The sequence below is a fragment of the Picosynechococcus sp. PCC 8807 genome (assembly GCF_001693295.1).
GTDB lineage: Bacteria > Cyanobacteriota > Cyanobacteriia > Cyanobacteriales > MRBY01 > MRBY01.
In genome coordinates this window covers 2,369,231-2,388,918 of sequence record NZ_CP016483.1, presented here as the reverse complement: position 1 = coordinate 2,388,918, position 19,688 = coordinate 2,369,231, and the positions used below count along the sequence as shown (strand labels likewise).

Annotated in this window: 17 protein-coding genes; 12 read left to right on the top strand and 5 right to left on the bottom strand. The window is 51.3% G+C overall.

Annotated features, from left to right (window positions below; genetic code table 11):
- Positions 1–30 precede the first annotated feature (30 nt).
- Positions 31–840, top strand: a complete 810-nt coding sequence (locus AWQ24_RS11635) for a DUF2993 domain-containing protein (RefSeq protein WP_065716898.1) — start codon at positions 31–33, stop codon at positions 838–840.
- Positions 841–1,155: 315 nt separating this feature from the next.
- On the opposite strand, the gene pstA is transcribed toward AWQ24_RS11635, so the two are convergent.
- The 3 genes from pstA to AWQ24_RS11620 form a co-directional block, all read right to left on the bottom strand.
- Positions 1,156–2,067, bottom strand: coding sequence for a phosphate ABC transporter permease PstA (gene pstA / locus AWQ24_RS11630; protein ID WP_065716897.1), 912 nt, complete (start codon positions 2,065–2,067; stop codon positions 1,156–1,158).
- Entirely contained in the window at positions 2,064–3,002 is a 939-nt protein-coding gene (gene pstC / locus AWQ24_RS11625) for a phosphate ABC transporter permease subunit PstC (RefSeq protein WP_012307882.1), read from the bottom strand. The genes pstA and pstC overlap by 4 nt, the downstream gene beginning before the upstream one ends.
- 130 nt (positions 3,003–3,132) lie before the next feature.
- Positions 3,133–4,194: a PstS family phosphate ABC transporter substrate-binding protein gene (locus tag AWQ24_RS11620; protein ID WP_065716896.1), complete on the bottom strand. Its 1,062-nt coding sequence runs from the start codon at positions 4,192–4,194 to the stop codon at positions 3,133–3,135.
- A gap of 883 nt (positions 4,195–5,077) precedes the next feature.
- Here AWQ24_RS11620 and AWQ24_RS11615 point away from each other — a divergent pair.
- Positions 5,078–6,022 carry a spermidine synthase gene (locus AWQ24_RS11615; protein ID WP_065716895.1) on the top strand — a complete coding sequence of 315 codons (945 nt, stop codon included), beginning with the start codon at positions 5,078–5,080 and terminating at the stop codon, positions 6,020–6,022.
- A 49-nt stretch (positions 6,023–6,071) separates the two neighbouring features.
- On the opposite strand, the gene AWQ24_RS11610 is transcribed toward AWQ24_RS11615, so the two are convergent.
- Both AWQ24_RS11610 and clpS read right to left on the bottom strand, forming a co-directional pair.
- Entirely contained in the window at positions 6,072–6,926 is an 855-nt protein-coding gene (locus AWQ24_RS11610; RefSeq protein WP_065716894.1) for a type II CAAX endopeptidase family protein, read from the bottom strand.
- A gap of 91 nt (positions 6,927–7,017) precedes the next feature.
- On the bottom strand, positions 7,018–7,305 hold the full coding sequence (clpS, locus tag AWQ24_RS11605; RefSeq protein WP_012307878.1) for an ATP-dependent Clp protease adapter ClpS: 288 nt from the start codon (positions 7,303–7,305) through the stop codon (positions 7,018–7,020).
- A 225-nt stretch (positions 7,306–7,530) separates the two neighbouring features.
- On the opposite strand from clpS, the gene AWQ24_RS11600 reads away from it, so the two are divergent.
- From AWQ24_RS11600 to AWQ24_RS11555, 10 genes are all read left to right on the top strand, one after another.
- Positions 7,531–8,415: an alpha/beta fold hydrolase gene (locus tag AWQ24_RS11600; protein WP_065716893.1), complete on the top strand. Its 885-nt coding sequence runs from the start codon at positions 7,531–7,533 to the stop codon at positions 8,413–8,415.
- 22 nt (positions 8,416–8,437) lie between these two features.
- Positions 8,438–8,980 carry a hypothetical protein gene (locus tag AWQ24_RS11595; protein ID WP_315862305.1) on the top strand — a complete coding sequence of 181 codons (543 nt, stop codon included), beginning with the start codon at positions 8,438–8,440 and terminating at the stop codon, positions 8,978–8,980.
- Between the two features lie 90 nt (positions 8,981–9,070).
- Positions 9,071–9,676, top strand: a complete 606-nt coding sequence (locus AWQ24_RS11590) for an SH3 domain-containing protein (RefSeq protein WP_157096862.1) — start codon at positions 9,071–9,073, stop codon at positions 9,674–9,676.
- Positions 9,677–9,786: 110 nt separating this feature from the next.
- A complete protein-coding gene (gene recF / locus AWQ24_RS11585) occupies positions 9,787–10,953 on the top strand; it encodes a DNA replication/repair protein RecF (protein WP_065716891.1) in 1,167 nt (388 codons plus the stop codon).
- A gap of 85 nt (positions 10,954–11,038) precedes the next feature.
- On the top strand, positions 11,039–11,563 hold the full coding sequence (locus AWQ24_RS11580) for a hypothetical protein (RefSeq protein ID WP_065716890.1): 525 nt from the start codon (positions 11,039–11,041) through the stop codon (positions 11,561–11,563).
- A 29-nt stretch (positions 11,564–11,592) separates the two neighbouring features.
- Positions 11,593–12,873 (top strand): histidine--tRNA ligase, encoded by a 1,281-nt coding sequence (gene hisS / locus AWQ24_RS11575; RefSeq protein ID WP_065716889.1) that lies wholly within the window; start codon positions 11,593–11,595, stop codon positions 12,871–12,873.
- 19 nt (positions 12,874–12,892) lie between these two features.
- The gene (locus AWQ24_RS11570) at positions 12,893–15,103 is read left to right on the top strand and encodes a hypothetical protein (protein WP_065716888.1); all 2,211 of its coding nucleotides are present in this window, start codon (positions 12,893–12,895) and stop codon (positions 15,101–15,103) included.
- Positions 15,104–15,162: 59 nt separating this feature from the next.
- Entirely contained in the window at positions 15,163–15,954 is a 792-nt protein-coding gene (locus AWQ24_RS11565) for a hypothetical protein (RefSeq protein WP_065716887.1), read from the top strand.
- Positions 15,955–16,113: 159 nt separating this feature from the next.
- Positions 16,114–17,655, top strand: a complete 1,542-nt coding sequence (locus AWQ24_RS11560; protein ID WP_157096861.1) for a hypothetical protein — start codon at positions 16,114–16,116, stop codon at positions 17,653–17,655.
- Between the two features lie 157 nt (positions 17,656–17,812).
- The gene (locus AWQ24_RS11555) at positions 17,813–19,684 is read left to right on the top strand and encodes an MASE1 domain-containing protein (RefSeq protein WP_232318811.1); all 1,872 of its coding nucleotides are present in this window, start codon (positions 17,813–17,815) and stop codon (positions 19,682–19,684) included.
- Positions 19,685–19,688: the final 4 nt, after the last annotated feature.

The following is a 19,688-nucleotide window of genomic DNA, read 5'->3' as shown; positions in this document are numbered from 1 at the left end:
TAAGGACGAACCATCAGCCTGGGGCGCACCATGGAATTTCTCGCAATCTTGATGTCCGGTTTTCTGACAGCCCTTTCCCCAGTGGGCTTGATCCTAGAGGAGGTCAGCGGTAAACGCATTGGCGATCGCCTCCAAGCCGCAGAAACCTTTGAAGTACGGGTCGATAATGTTCCTAGTCACCAACTTCTCAAGGGCAAAATTGACCGCGTTCAGATTGCTAGTCGTGGCGTTGAACTTTTTCCTGGCCTACGTTTTGAGGTGCTAGAACTTGAAACCGATCCCCTCAGTTTTGACCTGGCTAAAGTTCGCAGTGGCAAACCTGGCCCCGGTGTTTTGGATCAGCCCCTCCAGGCAGGCGTGCGCTTTGTTCTCACCGAAACTGATCTAAATCAAGCCTTAACGTCTCCACAAGTTACGGCCTTGATACAACCTCTCATTAATCGTCTGCTCACCCGTCCCGGTAGCACCAATCCACCCCGTTTCCAATTAGAAAATGCCACCGTCGATTTCCTCGGTGAAAACCGTCTCCGGTTCACCGGAGAAATGTTCCAGATCAATCCTGAAACAGGCGAAGCAGAGCGGGCGACGCTCCAACTCAGTTTTACCCTCGGCCTCGCATCTGGTAGCCAATTCCAACTCACAGACTTTGAAGGGGCAGTGAATGATCAACCCCTCCCTCCGCCCCTCCTTAATGGCTTTGCCCAGGGGTTTAGCCGCCGCTTCAATCTGCGGATCTTCCAAGACCGGGGTTTAACGGCCCGCTTTCTCCAACTTCAAACCGGCGATCGCCAAATCCAGGGGGCGATGTTCGTTCAGTTGGCTAACCCCACCCCCCAATAAATAACAAAATCTAATCACAGCCCTCAAAATTTTTGAGGTTTTTCTTTGCCCCAATCCATAGATATAAGAGTATAGTTTACCTAGATTGCATAGCTTAAAAACAATACCTAGGACACCGGAGCTCAGTCACCATGGATCAAAACTGGATTGCTTTTCTCATTACCGCTGATGTCATGGCCTTTTTGCTCATTTTGGGATTGCGGACATGGCTCTTACCAGAAGAAAAATAAAAGCTTTCGTCGAATAGCGCAAAAAGAAATCCTCCATACTCTGGAGGATCTAAATTGCATAAATCTAGACTTTTAGTGCGGCGTTTTATTTCTGGAATTTATTCCGGAGAAAAATAGCTGTGCCATTCATCGCCAACAACACCACCATCAAAACAATAATCCCCGCTGCTGCCACCGTGTGAAACTCTTCTTGGGGGCGGGAAACCCAGTTGAAAATTTGGATCGGCAGCGCCGTAAATGGCGTCTGGAGGCCTTCTAAGGATAAAGAAGGCAAGAAAGCGATAAATGTTAAGGCCCCTAGGGTGATCAGTGGGGCTGTTTCACCGATTGCACGGGAGAGGGCCAAGATAGTCCCTGTTAAAATCCCCGGTAGGGCGAGGGGAAAAATTTGTTCGCGCACCACTTGCCACTTGGTCGCTCCGAGGGCTAGACCAGCTTGTCTGAGGCTATCGGGTACAGCCTTGAGGGCTTCGCGGGTTGCGACAATCACAATGGGCAAAATCAATAGGCTGAGGGTTAAAGCACCAGCTAAAACACTGCGTCCCCCTGTCATTGGAGAAAGGAGCCGGACAAAAACCTGTAGCCCCAAAAGACCATAAATAATTGAAGGAACGGCAGCGAGATTGTTGATGTTGACTTCAATTATTTTCGTGAAAGTATTTTCAGCGGAAAATTCTTCTAGGAAGATCCCCGCACCCACACCGATGGGAAAGGTGATTATGGCAGTTAGGATCATTAACCAAATTGTCCCGACAAGGGCTGATTTGAGGCCGGCATCTTCGGGGCGTCTAGAGGGAAAGGAAGTTAACAATTTCCAATCGAGGCGCGGCAGACCATCGAAGAAAACGTCGATCAAGAGAACGGCCAGCACCACAATGCTTAAAATTACAGCGATCCAACTGAGAGTTTGAAATACGGTATCCCAGCGGTAACGGGTTTTAAGACGAGTATCGAACAGGGTGTTCGTATTTTGGGAATTGGGAGGGTTACTATTCATTCGTATTTCTGTCTATAGCGACGCACAACCCAGTAACTGAGGATGTTTAGGGTCAGGGTGATTAAGAATAAAGATAAACCAACGGCATAAATGGTCTTAAAAGCCAAACTGCCAGCCGGGGCATCCCCAAGACTAACTTGAACAATAAAAGCAGTCATGGTGGCGATGGGCACCGTGGGATTGAGGGTGAGGGTCGGGTTTAAACCAGCGGCAATGGTCACAATCATTGTTTCTCCGACGGCCCTAGAAATAGCCAAAATAAAGGAAGAAACAATCCCGGACAAGGCGGCGGGTAAGACGACATTCACGATGGTTTCTCGTTTGGTGGCCCCCAGTCCGTAGGAACCTTGACGTAGGCTATCGGGCACGGCATAGATTGCATCTTCACTGAGGGAGGCAACCAAGGGCAAAATTGAAATCCCTAACACTAAACCGGCACTCAAGGCATTAAAGGGAGAAAGCCCTGGAATAATCGCCCGTAGCGCTGGGGTCACCAATAACAGGGCAAAATAACCATAGACAACGGAGGGCACCCCTGCCAGAATTTCGAGGGCGGGCTTGAGCCATTTTCGGATCCCAGGGGAAGCATATTCACTTAAGCAAATAGCGGCCAACAGACCCAACGGCAAGGCCACGGAAATGGCGATCGCCGTCGTCATCAGGGTGCCAGAAACCAGCACAAAAATACCAAATTGTGGATCGACAAATAGCGGCGTCCAGCGGGTATCTGTTAGGAAAGTAAACAGGGAAACCTCATTAAAGAAGCCCGCCGCATCGACGACCAATGTGATGACAATTCCAAACGTGGTTAACACTGACACCAGGGCAAATAAACCAAAAAGCCCCACGATTAAACGTTGGCTCCATTTACTAAATGTCCGTGTTGTCCGCCAGAGTCCCGCATCAGCAAGGGGGGGGAAAGGACTAGTTGTCATAATCTTTAAATACTTATGATTTATCTACCAACACCACTGCAAAACAGCGGTATTCATTCAAAGCATAAAGGGAGTCGGGCCTTTTCTGAATGAATCTGCCCCACTCCCCAGCGAAACCTAAAAATAAAACCTAGAGAACTTCACCCAATCGAACACCGACGGTGGAACCACCTTCAAAGACAGAGCCAGTCGTGCGAGCGGCAAGGCGTTCCTGGGCCTTGGCGTAGATTTCAGAATTGAGGGCAACATAGCCAACTTCAGAAACGAGGGAAGAATTTTCTTCCGCCGTGTAGAAGTCCATGAAAGCTTGAACCTGGGGCTTATCCAAAGACGCCGCGCTGACGTAGATGAAGATCGGCCGAGCCAAAGGCTGATAGGTAGAGTCATCTACCGTCGCCACACTGGGGGCCACACAACCTTCACCATTACTGGGGTCGCCGTCATCAATTGCAACCGCATTCAAGTTATCAGCATTTTCTTCATAGTAAGCCAAGCCGAAGTAGCCCATGGCATTGGGATCATTCACAACCCCTTGGACAATAACGTTGTCATCTTCGCTGGCGGTGTAATCACCCCGGCTAGCCCCTTCTTCACCATTGATGGCGTCGGTGAAGTAATCAAAGGTACCAGAATCAGTCCCTGGCCCATAGAGGTCAATCGGACTGTCAGGGAAGCCTTCCCGTACTTGACTCCAGTTGTTAATTTGAGAATCAGGAGACCAAATGCTAGCCAATTCTTCGGTGGTTAAACAAGTGGCCCAGTCGTTTTCGGGGTTAATAACCACGGAGATTGCGTCATAGGCGACGGGAATTTCGACATATTCGATGCCAGCCTGTTCACAAGCTTCAATTTCTTCTGCTTTGATCGGGCGAGAAGCATTGGAAATATCGGTTTCGCCAGCGCAGAATTTGGAAAAGCCACCACCAGTCCCAGAAACCCCAACAGTTACACGGGTATCAGGGTTCGCGGTCTGGAATTCCTCGGCCATGGCTTCGGTAATCGGGAAAACGGTACTAGAACCATCAATGAGGACATCGCCAGACAAACCAGACGCACTATCTGCAGGAGCATCAGTTGTGCCAGTGCCTTCAGTCGGTGTTTGGGTAGTGTTACAAGCTGCAAGTGCAGCGGTAAGGGTGAGGCCAGCAAGACCCAAAGATAAGGTACGGAGGCGAGTAGCGCTCTGTTTCATAGTTTCCTCTATTGTGTACTGTGCAATTAAGCGTAAGTGAGCGATGGATTAAAACTTTTTAGCGAGATCGAGGCTTTCAGGCATTGACTGCTAGTCAGAGATTAAGATTAGAGCGATTTTTCTAGGCTTAAACTCTCTGAAGCTCTGATGAATTTGTAAATCTTCGAAAAAATGAATTGAGATTTACAAAACTTTTCAAGATGTTTATACCATAACTACAGAAAATCAATGCAGAATTTATGTTTGTTTTTTCTCTCCTCTCTCCAAAAAGTCCATCAGCCTTAAGCAAAGTTTTTAGGGAGGTTAAATGAAGGTTAATCTTTGCAAAAGTCGAGGTAAATTCAGGGGGAGATTTTCAGCCAAATATCAAGGCAGTGGCCAGTTTGATTTGATTTGACTGCTAAAAATTTTAGGCGACATTCAGGGCAGCATGGGAGGCATTTAGATTGTTGATGGTTTAGGAAGTAATCTTTTTTTGAAGGACTAACTTAAATCGTGAAAAACCAGTTCACAATAGCATTATTTTAGCAATCGTAAATAGTTTTTATGCCCAAAAAAATAGTTCCATTTTGACTAAAAGGTAATGTACTTTTTCTAAAAATATTGTACTTTCAGTTTTTATGGAAAGCTGTGGGTTCGAGATAGCAGAAATGAAGTTAATTCCCAATGGTTATTCACGGCAAGTTTACGGCTCAATTCACTGATTGTCTTTTTGGCGATCGCCTTTTAGCCTAGGGAGTTACTGACGCGGGTTCAATCCCCAGAGTTTTAGGAAGCATAAAGTTTTAAAAAGCTTACCGGACAAGGTTTTGGGGGGCGATCGCTAAAAAAATGAAAAAGTCTGCGATACTGGTATCCGGTCAATTGTCAGAAGGGAAAAATTATGGCAGGTAGCGAAGTCAAAGCCGACTATTGGATTAACGAGTACATTACGCCCTGGGATATTTATAGCCACGGGATCACCAAGATTTTGGCCTATAAACAAACCCAATTTCAGGAGATGGCGATCGTTGAAAGCGGTGCCTATGGTAAAGCCCTGGTGCTGGATGGAAAATGGCAATCCTGTACCGGCGATGAATTTCTCTACCATGAACCCCTTGTTCATCCGGCGATGATTGCCCACGGTGCGCCGAAAAAAGTGTTAATTCTCGGTGCTGGGGAAGGGGCGACTGTGCGGGAAGTGCTGCGCTGGCAGTCCGTCGAAAAGGTGATGATGGTCGATATCGACGGCGAAGTAGTAGAAGCCTGTAAGGAATATTTACCGGAGATGCACCAGGGGGTCTTTGATGATCCGCGCCTCGATTTGCGCATTGAAGATGCCTTTAAGATTTTAGAAACCACCACCGAGAAGTGGGATGTGATCATTTCTGACCTGTCTGATCCCATCGAGGAAGGCCCTTCCTTTAAGCTCTTTACCAAGGAATATTTCACGCAACTGAAGGATGTGCTCGCGCCCGGTGGGGTTGTGGCAGTGCAGGCTGGCCCCACGGCCCCGGCGAATCTGCGGCTCCATGCGCGGCTGGTGAACACTCTCAAAGCCGTTTACACCAATGTTTCCTCCTACTCGACGCCCATTTCGAGCTACGGCTCCCCCTGGGGTTTTGCGATCTGCACCGATGGGGATTTGAATCTGCGCCCCGACCCGGAAGCGGTAGATCATCTCTTGGCCGAACAAACCACGGGTGGCTTTAAAATTATCGATGGCTTAACCCTGTTGGGAATGTTGCAAACTTTCCGCCATGTCCGCGAGGCGATCGCCACCCACACCGAAGTTTTTACCCTAGCGGAACCGCCGAAGTTTTTCGGGAAAGGTCACAAAGCTCAGTAGAGACATTTTTCTAAGTTCTCTTCAGTTTAAAACCCCTCTAGTTCCCCCTCTAGCTCCCCTCTAGGGGAGAAGGTTTTTGGGATTTTTGGGCGGCACGGGCCATGATCCAGGCGAGAACGGCCAGGAAGAGAATGCCCCAGAGGCCGCCGAGGGGATTACCATCAACGCCCGTTAGCCAAGGAGAAACACCTTCTTTCTGCTGGATTAGTCCCCCCACATTGAAGATGTAATAGCCCCAAACCAAGCCTCCATGAAGACCGATGGGTTTGCCGAGGCGACCAAAGCGCGATCGCTTCGCCCAAACCAGGGTTAACCCCAGCAGCACTAAGCCCGGAAATACTGGCAGCGTTCGGATCATCTCCGGGAGGGGTTTCAGAAAATGTAAAACCGCAAAGGCGATCGCACTGCCCCAAAGCACTATTTTTGAGCCATAGTCCCGCTCTAGCTCGTCATAAACCCAGCCCCGAAAGACCAATTCTTCTGCGAGGGCCACCCCCAGACCGCTCAAGGCTCCTTCGATCACAATGCGAATCAAGGCCGTTGTAGGCGGAATAATCTCGATAAAACCCAACAGATCTTCAAAAATCAGCAAAGCCCAGGTGAACCCCAGGCCATAGGCCAAACCTGTAACCAAATCCACGCCATTCGCCCGTTGCCATACCAAACCATAGCGCTGGAAAGGTTGCGTTTCCCCGTGGACTTGTTTCACCCAGAAGGGAAGATAGACCAGAAACTCAAGGAACAGCAGTCCCATGGTTAGGATGGTGGTTAGATTATCGTCGGCACGAAAAATCAGGTACAACGGGGCCGCGAGGGGAAGCCAAATGATCCCCAAACTCAAGAAAAAAAGTCCCAGCCGCAGGGGTGCTGGGGTGGTTTTACAGAGATGCCAAAATCGTTTCAAGGGAAAAAGTCGTTGAGGTTTGCCACCTTCTATTTAATCTGTTTCTGGGCCGCAATCTGGCGATCGCCTTCCCTAAAAAAGAAAAATATCTCTATTCGTCCGGCTCGATGGTGCTGGTGAGGCCGTGCATTTTCAGGGTTTCACAATAAAATTCTGCGTGTTCCTGCACACAGGTGATCACCAGAGCGATGCCGTTGGTGTGGGCTTCCATCATGATGCTGACCGCCTGGGGTTGGGTCAGACCGGCCACCGTTTGCATCAAGGTCTGTACCACATGTTCCATGGAGTTGAAGTCGTCGTTATGGAGCAGTACCCGGTAGCGGGGGGCTGGTTTACGGATGGTCGAAGTAGAACGTTGTTCGATCACACCGGTAGACATGATGAATAAACCTCCTGGGGGCTATGGCTTGAACAATAAAAAAATTAATTTTGACCGCTTTGGCAAATGTTGAGGGCTTGCTACAAGGTGCGGCATCACAATACAAACTGTCGCTTAGGTTATAACACAAATTTCAGAGAAACCTCACCCGGCGATCGCCCCAGAACCCCCCGGAAGAAAACGATACAATGGCTGTAGTTAACATTTATTTACAAAAAATCTCCGATGAGTGCGACCGTTTCCCCCCATGTTCTCGCTGAAAATCCCCCCAGTCAGTTTTGGCGGTGGCGGGGTTACGACATCCACTATGTCCAGGCAGGCACCAGCCAAGGCAAACCTCCCTTGCTCCTAGTCCATGGCTTTGGGGCTTCGACAGACCACTGGCGCAAAAACATTACGGTACTGCAACAGGATTTTTCGGTGTGGGCGATTGATTTACTCGGCTTCGGGCGATCGCCAAAGGCTCCCGTTGTTTACAGCGGCGCTCTGTGGCGGGATCAACTGCGCGATTTTATTAACGAAGTCATTTGTGAACCCGTGGTGTTAGCCGGGAATTCCCTGGGGGGTTATGCGTCCCTCTGTGCAGCCGCCCAATGTCCAGAGGTGGCCAAGGGGTTAATTCTCCTCAACAGTGCTGGCCCCTTTAGTGACCAAGTAAAAGCCCAACCTGCACCCTGGAAAAAAGCCCTCCGTAAGGTTCTGTTTAGTCCCCTTTCGACCCGGCTTATTTTCCAATACACCAAACGGCGCGCCACCATCCGCAAAACCCTGCAAAAGGTTTACGTCAACCAAGGGGCGGTGACCGAACGTTTGATCGACGAAATTCAGCGCCCTTCTAACGATCCGGGAGCAGCCAAGGTTTTCGCGGCGGTTTTTAACACCCCAGAAGGAGCCAAAGTCGATCATCTCCTAGAAGAACTAGAGCGACCGTTATTGATGATTTGGGGTGAAAAAGATCCCTGGATTCGGGCACGGGAGCGGGGCGCAAAGTTTAAACAACACTGTCCTAGCCTCGTGGAACATTACCTGGAGTCGGGCCACTGTCCCCACGACGACACACCGGAACTGGTCAATCCTTTAATTCGCGATTGGCTCAACCGAACGTTTTAGGAAATCAAGCAATTTTGGTGCAATGACGATGGCGACCACTTTTAATCTTTCACCCCTCATCCGCATTACCCTATTGAGTCTCTATGTTTCACTCACAGTTCCAATTCCGTTTTTAGCGGACGTCACCCAAGCCCCTGTTTCGCCAGCACTTCTCTGGGTTGGTTTGGGGTTGGGGGCGATTTTTCTTTACGGTGCCCTCAGTGAAAAAGTCTGTCTGGATGAAACCGGAATTACCGTCACCTATCCGACTTGGTTCCGCTGGCTGACCCGTAAGGGCTGGTCATTGCCCTGGGAAAAAATCGACCAACTGAAAATACGCACCACGGGTCAAGGGGGCTTGGTTTATTATTTCGTCACCCCAGAACGCGATCGCGCCTATTTGTTACCGATGCGGGTAGCAGGTTTTGCGAAGATGGTGGGCTTGATTGAAGCACAAACCAATATTGATACCAGCGATGTGCGGCCCCTGTCTCAACCGTGGATGTACATGATTTTGCTGGGGTTTACGGTGCTGCTGTGCCTCGTGGATGGTTGGGCGATCACCACCGCCCTGACTTTGTCCTAAGCTCCGGACATTATCTGCGGTTCCGGGCTTCAGATCTGAGATTTCCTTCTAATGTGGAAACAAAGTCATCTGCAAGGGAAGGAAAAAAACATGGTGCGAGTCAAACCTTACCTATTTTGTTTGGCGATTGGGTGTTGGCTGGGTGCTACCCCAGGGGCGATCGCCAACCCGGAACCCGGCTGGGAACCCTGGCGACCCAACGAAACAGAAGACGACAACTGGTCGTTTAGTGCGGGGTTTTCTAATCTGGAACTGGGGGGCTACATGGACTACGAATATACCTGCACCCAAGCCGCCACAGCAGTGGAGGAAGAACCCGTTTTTGAATATCGCTTAAATAGTTTAGTCAAGGCTATTGGCACAGGTCAGGTGCAATATCGCTGCCTCGTCAATGATCAAGTCGTTGCCCAACACACCAGTACAGCCACCTTAAATGATCAGCCCTCTCGCGGTTGTTTGATCGTCCAGAGTGATTTGGGGACGGGTCTTAATGTTAGGCAGGAACCCACTGTCGCAGCGCCAGTTGTGGGCTTTCTCAGCAACGGCAGTCAGATTATGGTGACAGGATCGCCCGCCTATCTCAGTGAAGATGCCACCGGACGAACTTGGCTTTATATTCCCTTTCAGCAGGATTACGCCTGGACATCTGTCATGGCCGAAGCCGGTGGTCACATTAATTACCGCTTCTGTGATTAATCAGGCTCAATTTTTGGTTTGCGATTCCCCAGGCGATCGCCACTGCCTTAACCTGGGCATAACACGCTAAAATCAGGGTTCTGTTTCGGGACTTGGGCGACAGAAAAAGAATGTATTTGCAAACCTTGCACCTCCGTAATTTTCGCAACTACCAGCATCAGCACGTTGATTTTTCGGCCCAAAAAACCATCTTGATCGGCAACAACGCCCAGGGAAAGTCCAACCTCCTCGAAGCCGTCGAACTGCTCGCCAGCCTTAAAACTTACCGCACCAGCCGGGACGCCGATTTGGTGAAACAGGGAGAGGTGATCGCCAGCATCCAAGCCCAAATTCAGCGTGGCTATGGCACTGTTGACTTTGATCTGTTGCTCCGCAACCAGGGGGGACGCACCCTCAAGCTCAATGGCGAAACCCTCCGTCGCCAACTCGATGGCCTCGGTACCCTCAATGCCGTGGAATTTTCCTGCCTTGATTTAGACCTCGTGCGGGGTGGGCCTGACTGTCGTCGCCAATGGATTGATAATCTTTTGATCCAGTTAGAACCTGTCTATGCCCGGATTTTGCAGGAGTATCAACAGGTGCTGAAGCAACGCAATGCCCTCTTAAGGACGGCCAAAAAACTCCACCGGAACCAAGCGGCGATCCCCACTGATTTGACCCAACAGTTGACTCTCTGGGATCTGCAATTGGCAGCTACAGGTTCGCGGGTCACCAGAAGGCGATCGCGGGGGTTGCTCAGACTGATGCCCCTGGCCCAAGCTTGGCACCGTGATATCAGTAGCCAAACCGAAACCTTAGAAATCACCTACTGCCCCAATATTCCCTGGCAACAGGATGACCCCCACCATGTGCAACAGGCCTGCCTCGACAAAATAGAACAACGCCGCCAAGCAGAACAACACCAGGGCAGCAGCATGGTTGGCCCCCACCGGGACGAAATCGAATTTTCCATTAACGGCACCCCCGCCCGCTTCTATGGCTCCCAGGGACAGCAACGCACCTTGGTTTTAGCGCTCAAACTCGCCGAGCTGCAACTCATTGAGGCGATCATCGGAGAACCCCCCCTGTTGCTTTTAGATGATGTCCTGGCTGAGCTTGATCCCTCCCGCCAAAATCAACTGCTAGATACGATTCAAACCCGTTTCCAAACCCTGATTACAACCACTCACCTCAATTCCTTTGGGGCAGACTGGCTAAAGCATTCGCAAATTTTGACGGTAAACCAAGGCACCTTACAACCCTACGCCCGTCCCCTGTCGGAAACCTACGGCCCCTGAGGTAGATTGGCTCCCCACGACAGATGACAATCCTGGAATTCGATCATAATGTAAGGGTATTTGCTCTTTTTGGTGTGAGCTGACCATGATTGCCAATCCTTCTAGTTCTCCGAGCTTCGATAACGTTACGCCCCTACCCCAGAGTGGTGCTTCGGTACCCATTTCTGTTTATCAACAACTAGCTGAAAAACTCCGGGCCACCCAAGCGGAGATGACAGCCCTCCAGCAGGAAAATCAACAGTTGCGGGTGCATAACCGGAAGCTATATAACCAGGTGCATCAGGTGGTGCAATCTACAGAGCGCCTCAAGGAAATGGTCAACCGCCATGATTTTGGCATTGAGCCGCTGCCACCGGTTACGCCCCACCACCGTCCCCCACAGGGAAAGACAACTGTGAATAATGTGATCGCGGCTCTACCGACGCCAGAACCTGTACGGCAGTTTACGACGGTACCGCCGGAGCAGTTTGAGAGTGGGACGGATTTTGATGCTGGGGTGAGTGCTTGGGTGCTCTTGGTAGCGGCGATCGCCATGATTTTGACAGCATTTGGGGCAGGATACATGGTAGTTTTACCTCTGCTGAACAATAACAACGCCCCATCCCGATAAGCTGGGATTGGTACTTTTTTCTAGACATAATGGCAACAATTCAAGCTTTACGAGGAACAAAGGATATTTTTGCGCCGGAGATCGCCTACTGGCAGCAGGTGGAGGCGGTGGTGCGCGATTGCCTCGGCCGGGCGATGTACCAGGAGATCCGCACGCCCATTTTTGAGCAGACCAGCCTGTTTGAGCGGGGGATTGGTGAGGCGACGGATGTGGTCAGTAAGGAAATGTATTCTTTCACAGACCGGGGCGATCGCCCAATTACCCTCCGACCTGAAGGGACAGCAGGGGCAGTCCGGGCCTATATTGAGCGGAAATTGTTTGCCCAGGGTGGTGTGCAGCGGCTGTGGTACACAGGGCCAATGTTTCGCTACGAAAGACCCCAGGCGGGCCGCCAACGGCAATTTCACCAGGTGGGGGTCGAGGTGCTTGGCAGTGCGGATCCCCGCGCCGATGTGGAAGTGATGGCGATCGCCACGGAAATTTTGCAAAAACTCGGCCTGAAAAATCTAAGTTTGCAATTGAATTCTGTGGGTAATGGCGGCGATCGCCAACGGTATCGTGAAGCTCTGGTGAATTACTTACTTCCTTTTAAGGCGGATCTCGATGCCGATTCCCAGGAGCGGCTCGAGCGCAATCCCCTGCGCATTTTGGATAGTAAAGATCAAAAAACCCAGGAAATCGCCCAAAATGCCCCCAGTATCCTGGATTATCTGGGAGATGACTCAAAAAAACATTTCGACCAAGTGCAAGCTTCCCTCACGGCCCTGGGCATTGATTATGTGTTAAACCCTTGCCTCGTGCGGGGCCTAGACTACTACACCCACACCGCCTTTGAAATCCAATCCAGCGACCTCGGTGCCCAGGCAACGGTCTGTGGAGGCGGGCGTTATGATGGCCTCGTGGCGGAATTGGGTGGCCCCGAAACGCCAGCAGTGGGTTGGGCCATTGGTTTGGAGCGTTTGGTGATCCTGTTACAACAATTGGGAGAAGCCCCCGGCCCCCAACTTGATTTTTACCTCGTTTCCAAAGGAGAACAGGCCGAGGCCGCCGCCGTGATTTTGGCCCATAAGTTGCGTTTTGCGGGGTTTTCGGTGGAACTTGATCTCAGTGGTAGTGCCTTTGGGAAGCAATTTAAACGGGCTGACCGCAGTGGGGCGATCACCTGTTTGGTGCTCGGTGATGAAGAGGCCGCCAACCAGCAGGTACAACTCAAGTGGCTCCAGACCAAAGCCCAAGAAACCCTGGCCCAAGCGGATCTGCTGGGAAATCTTGAGTCATGGCGTCAAAAAATTCAGCAGGCAAAACATTAGAACCCCAGAGGAGGCGTCGATGGTGCACTGGCAATTTCTGCTACAAAAAAAAGGCGATCGCAATTGGGACATCCTCCAGACCGAGACCTTGAGCTTAGCGCCTGGGGAGTATCGTCTAGCGGCCCGGGGCGACGCCCAAGTAGAAATTCATTGTGAGATTTACTTCCCCAAAGGACAAAGGTCGCAGCGCATAGATGTCACCACCGACCAGGGCTTATTTGCGATCATGCCCCTGCAACACCTCGGCACTGGAGAATGGGTGATCATCTGCCGGAGCCTTGAGGTGACTAACCCCTGGGAAAAACGTCTCACGCTCCAGGTCACCCAGCCAACATTTAAGCCGTTGCCGCTGCCCCCAAACCCCAATGTCTTTTCCTTTGAAACAACGTTTTCCTTGGCGAATAGCCACCCAGAAACAGCCGATCAGTCTACCCAAAAAACAAGCGACGATATTCCCCCTCCACGGGAGGAAACAGCAGCAACACCCGTGATGAATTCTTTGGCCGACGCTGACCAAAGTGCAGCAAACCATGAAACGTTAGAAGAATTAGCCGGAGTAGATGAGGCTCCCACTCTGTTAGAAACATCAGAAACATCTACACCACCAGCATCCCCAGAACTGCGTGAAGAGGAACACGCCACCGCTCTGCTAGAAAATTCCCTCACGGCATTGGATGAGCTGCTCAGGGAAGAATTAGAGCCGATTTGGGCAGAAATGGATCAAGTGGCCCAAGCTCAAATTGCCGCTGCACCACCTGCGCCGCCCACTTTGGATATTCCTCCGGCCCCACTCCCCTATCAGATTGTCCTGGCGCAGACCGTTTATCCTTGGGACACAACCCAGACACCGGAACTCCGGGGAGACATTCAACTCAATCCCGCCGCTGGCGATCGCCAACCAATTTCTGATCCTGGCACCCTAAGGTTTACCATCCGGGATCCCCAGACAGCCACAGTGGTAACCACCTTAACGGCGGCGATCGCCCTTGATGATTTTCCCTGTGCCTTTAGCCAAACCATTACCATCGATGGGTCTTTGACAACTCTGCTCCTGGTCGGAGAAATCACCCTACACACAGAGGCAGGGGCATTACTCGCCCAGCAAACCTTTAGCCTCATGGCAGATTATGGGGCGATCGCCAACCAACTCCAAGCAACCGCGCCCCCAAAACCAGACTCCCCAGTGCCAACTACGCCCACACCCAAACCCCTCAAGCTTCCTACCCCTGAGGCCGTGGCCCCTAGTCCCCAGCCCCAAAGTCAGCAAACCCCGACCATTCTGCCCCCCAAGCTCAAAACCAAAGGTCAAAAGTCAACCACGGGCCTGCAATTGCCCAACTTCACTGCCAAGGCGACTGTGCCTGATGTTCCCCCGTCAGACCAGACTGAACCGACCGATGAAGCACCTGTAAGCTCCTCGGATCATGCCCTAGAAATCTCAGAAGATCATGACCCCCAGACAGCGGCACCAGAGACACACACAGATACTGCTGCACAAGATTCTAATCCCCCTGCTGCCGAAGCCTCAGAAACACCTCCGGCAGAGGATTTGGATTGGAATTCACGGTTTTTTACTCGGTTAAATGCCCTGGCCGTGGATGGAGAAGATTCCACCTGGTTAATGCCGGAGCCGGAGCCGGAACCGCCGACAGCGCCCCCTGAAGCAACCCTAGAAGCAGAGAACCCAAAACCGACACCATCGCCCCGCTTGGAAATTGTTGTCGATAGCCTCTGGGATGAGCAACTTGAAGTCCAAAGCCCAGAAGAGGTACCGGAAGCTACCCCAGAAACAACTGCCGAATTCCCTGAACCGGAAATGCCTTTCGCTCCAGAAACACAAACTGATCCACCACCATTACCGATTCCAGAACCCCAGCTTCACCTTGATAAAACGGCTTACCAGGTGGCAGATTTAGCCGTTGTTGAATTGAGTTTACCCGCCGGGGGCGATCGCCTCCATGGACAACTGTGGCTCCAGGATCGCCAAACGCGGGAACTTTTAGCCGGGCCATTTCAACTAATGACCTTTACCCCAGGCCCCGAAGGACGGCTCTATTGTCGCCAAGTGGTTTCGATTCCCCCCGGTGCTTTGGCGTTGAGGTTTGAGGCGATCGCCCTTGACCCCCACTCCCAGCAAGAAAGCCGTAAAGTGAGCCAAGACTGTCAGGTGTTGCCAACCGCAGCCACGAACGGAGACTGGCCTGCCCTCGAATCTGGAGAATCTTGGTGATGTTACCCTTGGGCAAAGAATCGTTCTACTCGGTTTGTCTGGCATAACGGAGCATTTTGATGAAAAAACCCATCCTGATCATTGCGAGTTCAATTTTGGCCCTCGGTGTAGTGGGGGGTGGAGCTTTGCTAGCAACGGAAAACTGGTTAGGCCAGCGCCTGGAAACGGAACTCGAAAGCGAACTCACCGAGAGCACGGGCATTGAGGCGGCAGTGGGTCAGACCGAGGTGCAACTCCTCCAACGTCGGGTGATGTTTCATGATTTGGCCTTTGCGAACGTGCCGGGCTTTTCTGGGGAAAATCTATTGGTAATTCGTCACATCGAACTGCAAGAACCCCAACTGCAGGGCAAACCCCTCCAGGTGGCGATCGCCAACCTCGAAGGGGTCACGGTCAACATCGAAGGCGATCTAAATGACTTGCCGGATCCGCGCCTTGTGGGTGCCCTACCCAATGTCAACATCGCCCAATTGATCAAACAACTAGAGCCACAGATCCAAGCTTCCACCACGGCCGATGGTCAACCCACCACGACATTTACGGTGGATCAACTAGCGGTGCAAAATATCCAGGTGAATTTAAACCTCACGGTGCCCTGGCAGGAGCAGGCGATCGCCCGGCAGATTACCGTACCGGATGTTAGCCTTACAGGAGTGACGAACCTCAACCTAGGCGACAAATTAGGCGAAAGTCTTGGGGCGGCCCTCACCGAAGAATTATCCTTGTTTTTCTTTGAAGAAATTTTGCCCGGTTCTTTCCAATATGCCCAGGAATCTTTACCCGGAAACCTAGACCTCTCCGGGTTTGAACTGCCGGACACCATCGAAATCCCATCCCCCCAGCGCCCTTAGCCTGACCTTGGGGAACAATTGCGGCACGTTTGAATTCTTGGCTTTGCAACGGGGTCGTGTAGTCCCTGGAAATTTTGGCTATCCTTAAGACGGCAAAAGGCGATCGCCACGATTCCGATTTCTAGTTATTTTTGTCCTTGTTTCAAGTGTGAGTATTTTATGGATCAGCGGCCATCATCAAAGGGAACTTACCCCAGCAAAATTACCCAGGCCCGACAGCAGCCTTGGCGTAACCGTCTCCAGGCCTTTTGCCTCGCCCTTGGTTTGGGCAGCCTTTCCCTCGGTATTGATCCCCTCACCGCCCAGGCCCAACTTAATAACCAGCTAGATGAATATTGTCGCCTCAATGCTGGGGCGATCGCCGCGAAAGATCAACGGCGTGCCGCCGCGATCCAAGGTGATCGTAGCGCCCAAGCCGAGTACCAAGCGCTCCTACAACAACACAAAGATCAACTGCAGCGTTGCCGACAAACCTACTGGCCACGGCACCAGGCCATGTGGCTCCGCGTCTATCCTTGCGACACAAAAGCCGGGATGATTGAGCGGATTCTCGACGACATTGTCAATAAAGGTTATGACCAGCTTTATCTCGAAGTCTTTGCCGATAGTCAGGCCCTGTTACCCAAAAACCAAAACAATACCCCCTGGCCGTCTCGCATCCAAACCCCCGGCCTCGAAAATCGCGATGTGATGGCTGAAATCATCGAGAAAGGTCGGGCGCGTGGTCTAGAGGTCTATGCTTGGCTATTTGGGATGAACTACGGCTATGTCTATGGAAATCGGGGCGATCGCCAAAGTGCCATGGCCCGGAATGGTTACGGTGAAACCAGTCTCGACTTTGTCCAAGATGGTGCCCAAGCCTTCGCGGATCCCTACAATGCGATCGCCCAGGCCGACTATAAAAATCTTGTCAATCAAATGCTCCAGCGGCAACCCGATGGCATTTTATTCGATTACATCCGCTACCCCCGTGGCACCGGTGCCCGCTCCGTGGCGGCTTCCGTGGCGGATCTGTGGATCTATAGCCCCGCCTCAGCCCAAGCCCTCTACGACCGCGCCGAAAATCGCCAGGGTCTAACCCTCATCGAAAAATATCTCCGCCAAGGCAACATTACCGTCGGGGATGTGGCGGCAGTTTTAGCCCAATACCCCGAAGAAGGCACGCCCCGGTGGCAGGGTCGAAAAATCCTGGGGGATGAAGCCGATCTAGACGTCAATGCCCTCCATCAACGCCTCGTGGCTGAACTTTGGTATCTTACCGTCAGCCATGCAGCCCAAGGGGTTGTGGATTTTGTAAACAGCGCCGCCGCCCAGGCCCAAAGTCGTAATATTCCTGCGGGGGCCGTATTTTTTCCGGGGGGTAATCAACCCGTTGGTCAACGGGGTTTTGATTCTCGCCTCCAACCTTGGGATAAATTTCCTGGTTCGATGGAGTGGCACCCCATGGCCTATGCCGTCTGTGGCAACAGCAGTTGCATTGTTGACGAAATTAACCGGGTGCGTCAGTTTGCGCCAGCGGGGACAAAGATTATTCCGGCCTTGGCGGGAGATTGGAACCGTGCCCAGGATAATCGCCCTTCCCTCAAGGATCAAATGGCCGCCATCAAAGCTAGCTTCCCGGACATTACCCAGGTGAGTCATTTTGCTTACTCTTGGCAGGAACCACAATTTGATAATGACCGCAAATTTTGTCGCGTCTAGAATACTGGGGGGATTGGCTCGGTGACGAGGTACTTAGAGATTCATTGCATAGGTGTCATGAACGATTCAAGCACACCCCACAATAGAATCTAGTCATCGGTAGCCAATTATTTTCCCTAATCTTTTCTCTGTGATGGTTTTGTCGTCATTATCTCGTTTGTCTTCCCGTTTTTTGATTCATCAACCGGAACCTTGGTGGAAGCACGTGGTCGTGGCGATCGCCTATTGTGTTACGGCCCTGTTTTCCCACAATTTTACGGTTTACCCAGAAACAGGTTCGACGCCCATTTGGATTCCGGGGGGGCTAGCGGTGGGCTTCCTGGTCGTGTGGGGGTTGCCCATGTGGTGGGGGGTCTTGGGGGGCATTTTGGTCGCAGAGATCGTCATTTACCAAGCTTGGCTCAGTGTGCCTAATTTGTTGATGACCCTCGGCATTACGGCGATCGCCACCGCCGGAAAAGTCCTAGCGGCCTATTGGTTACAATGTCGCAACCAACACCGTTATTTTTTAGACCGACCGAAGACGACCCAAAATTTTATCCTCTACAGTTGCATCCTGAGCCACCTCCCCGTGGCGATCGCCTGTGCCCTCATCGTTTGCCTGGCCGGGAAAGCCCCTTGGTCGCTGTACCCAGAAATTGCTGGGACTTGGTTTCTCAGTGACAGCTTTGGCATTCTCATTTTTGCGCCTCTGATTATTGCTACCCAGCATGGCTACCGTGAATTTATCCATCACCTCAAAAAATATTGGTTAGCGGCCATCAGCATCGCCGCCCTGACCCTCGGCATTAGTCACCTGGTGATCAACGGCTACCACGGTGAATATCTCCTTGCCCCTCTCCTGGTGTGGACAACCTTTCAGTTTAAAGAAGTTGGCGCAACACTCCTGATGGTGATGATCGTTTTGATGGTGGCGATTAGCACCGTCCAGGGCTATGGCACCTTTGTGGGGGAGTCGTTACGTAATTCCCTGCTGCTCTCGCAATTTTTTATTGCCTGCATTGGTCTGATGACGTTGATGTTGATTGCGGTACTAAACGAAAAAAAGCAAGCCAAAGCTGATCTCAAGGCGATGAATCAAACCCTTGCCAGCCAAAATCAACGCCTCGAAGAGCTGGCGACCCAGAAAGAATTGGCCCATCAGCAGCGGGAAAATCTCCTGGTTAAATATAATCAAGCCCTGAAACGACAACTAAACCTTATCCAAGCTAAACAAGCCGCAGAAATGGCGGCCCAGGAAAAGAGTGAATTTCTCGCCAACATGAGCCACGAGATTCGCACGCCCCTAAATGGGGTAATTGGTGTGGCCCAATTGCTACTGACTATGGATCTCAAGGATGATCAAGCAGAATTGGTCGCCATTATTGAAGACAGTGGTAAAACCCTACTGAATATCATCAACGATATCCTTGATTTTCTCCGCATTGAGTCGGGCAGCCTCCGCTTAGAAGCCCGTTGTTTTTCGTTTCAGGAACTGTTGAAATCTGTCTTTACCCTCCTGAAAGTACAGGCCAACCAAAAGGATATTGATTTGCAATATTGCGTGGCGGATTCGATTCCCAATATTTTGATGGGGGATGATCTACGGCTACGGCAAATTTTGTTTAATCTCTTGGGTAATGCCCTCAAATTTACGGCAACGGGATCTGTGCAATTGGTGATCACAAGCCACACGGTGCCGTCCCTGAGCGATCCCCCAACGGAGGAACTGAGTTTTCAAATTTTAGATACGGGCATTGGCATTCAGGTTGCCCAACTCAATCAACTATTTCAACCTTTTATTCAGGCTGATGCTTCCATTAGCCGTCGCTATGGGGGTAGTGGCTTGGGGTTGGCGATCGCCAAACGTCTGGTGAATCTCATGGGCGGCAAAATTTGGGTTGAGAGCAATGGTGAGCTGGCCGGTGATCCACCGCCAGACTGGTTTACTCCCGGTGAATTAGATCCCCAGAGTTATGGTGCTTCTTTTTACTTTACGTTTTTGAGCCATCCCGTCTCGGAGCTAGATGGTGCTCCCAACCCAAATTGAACGA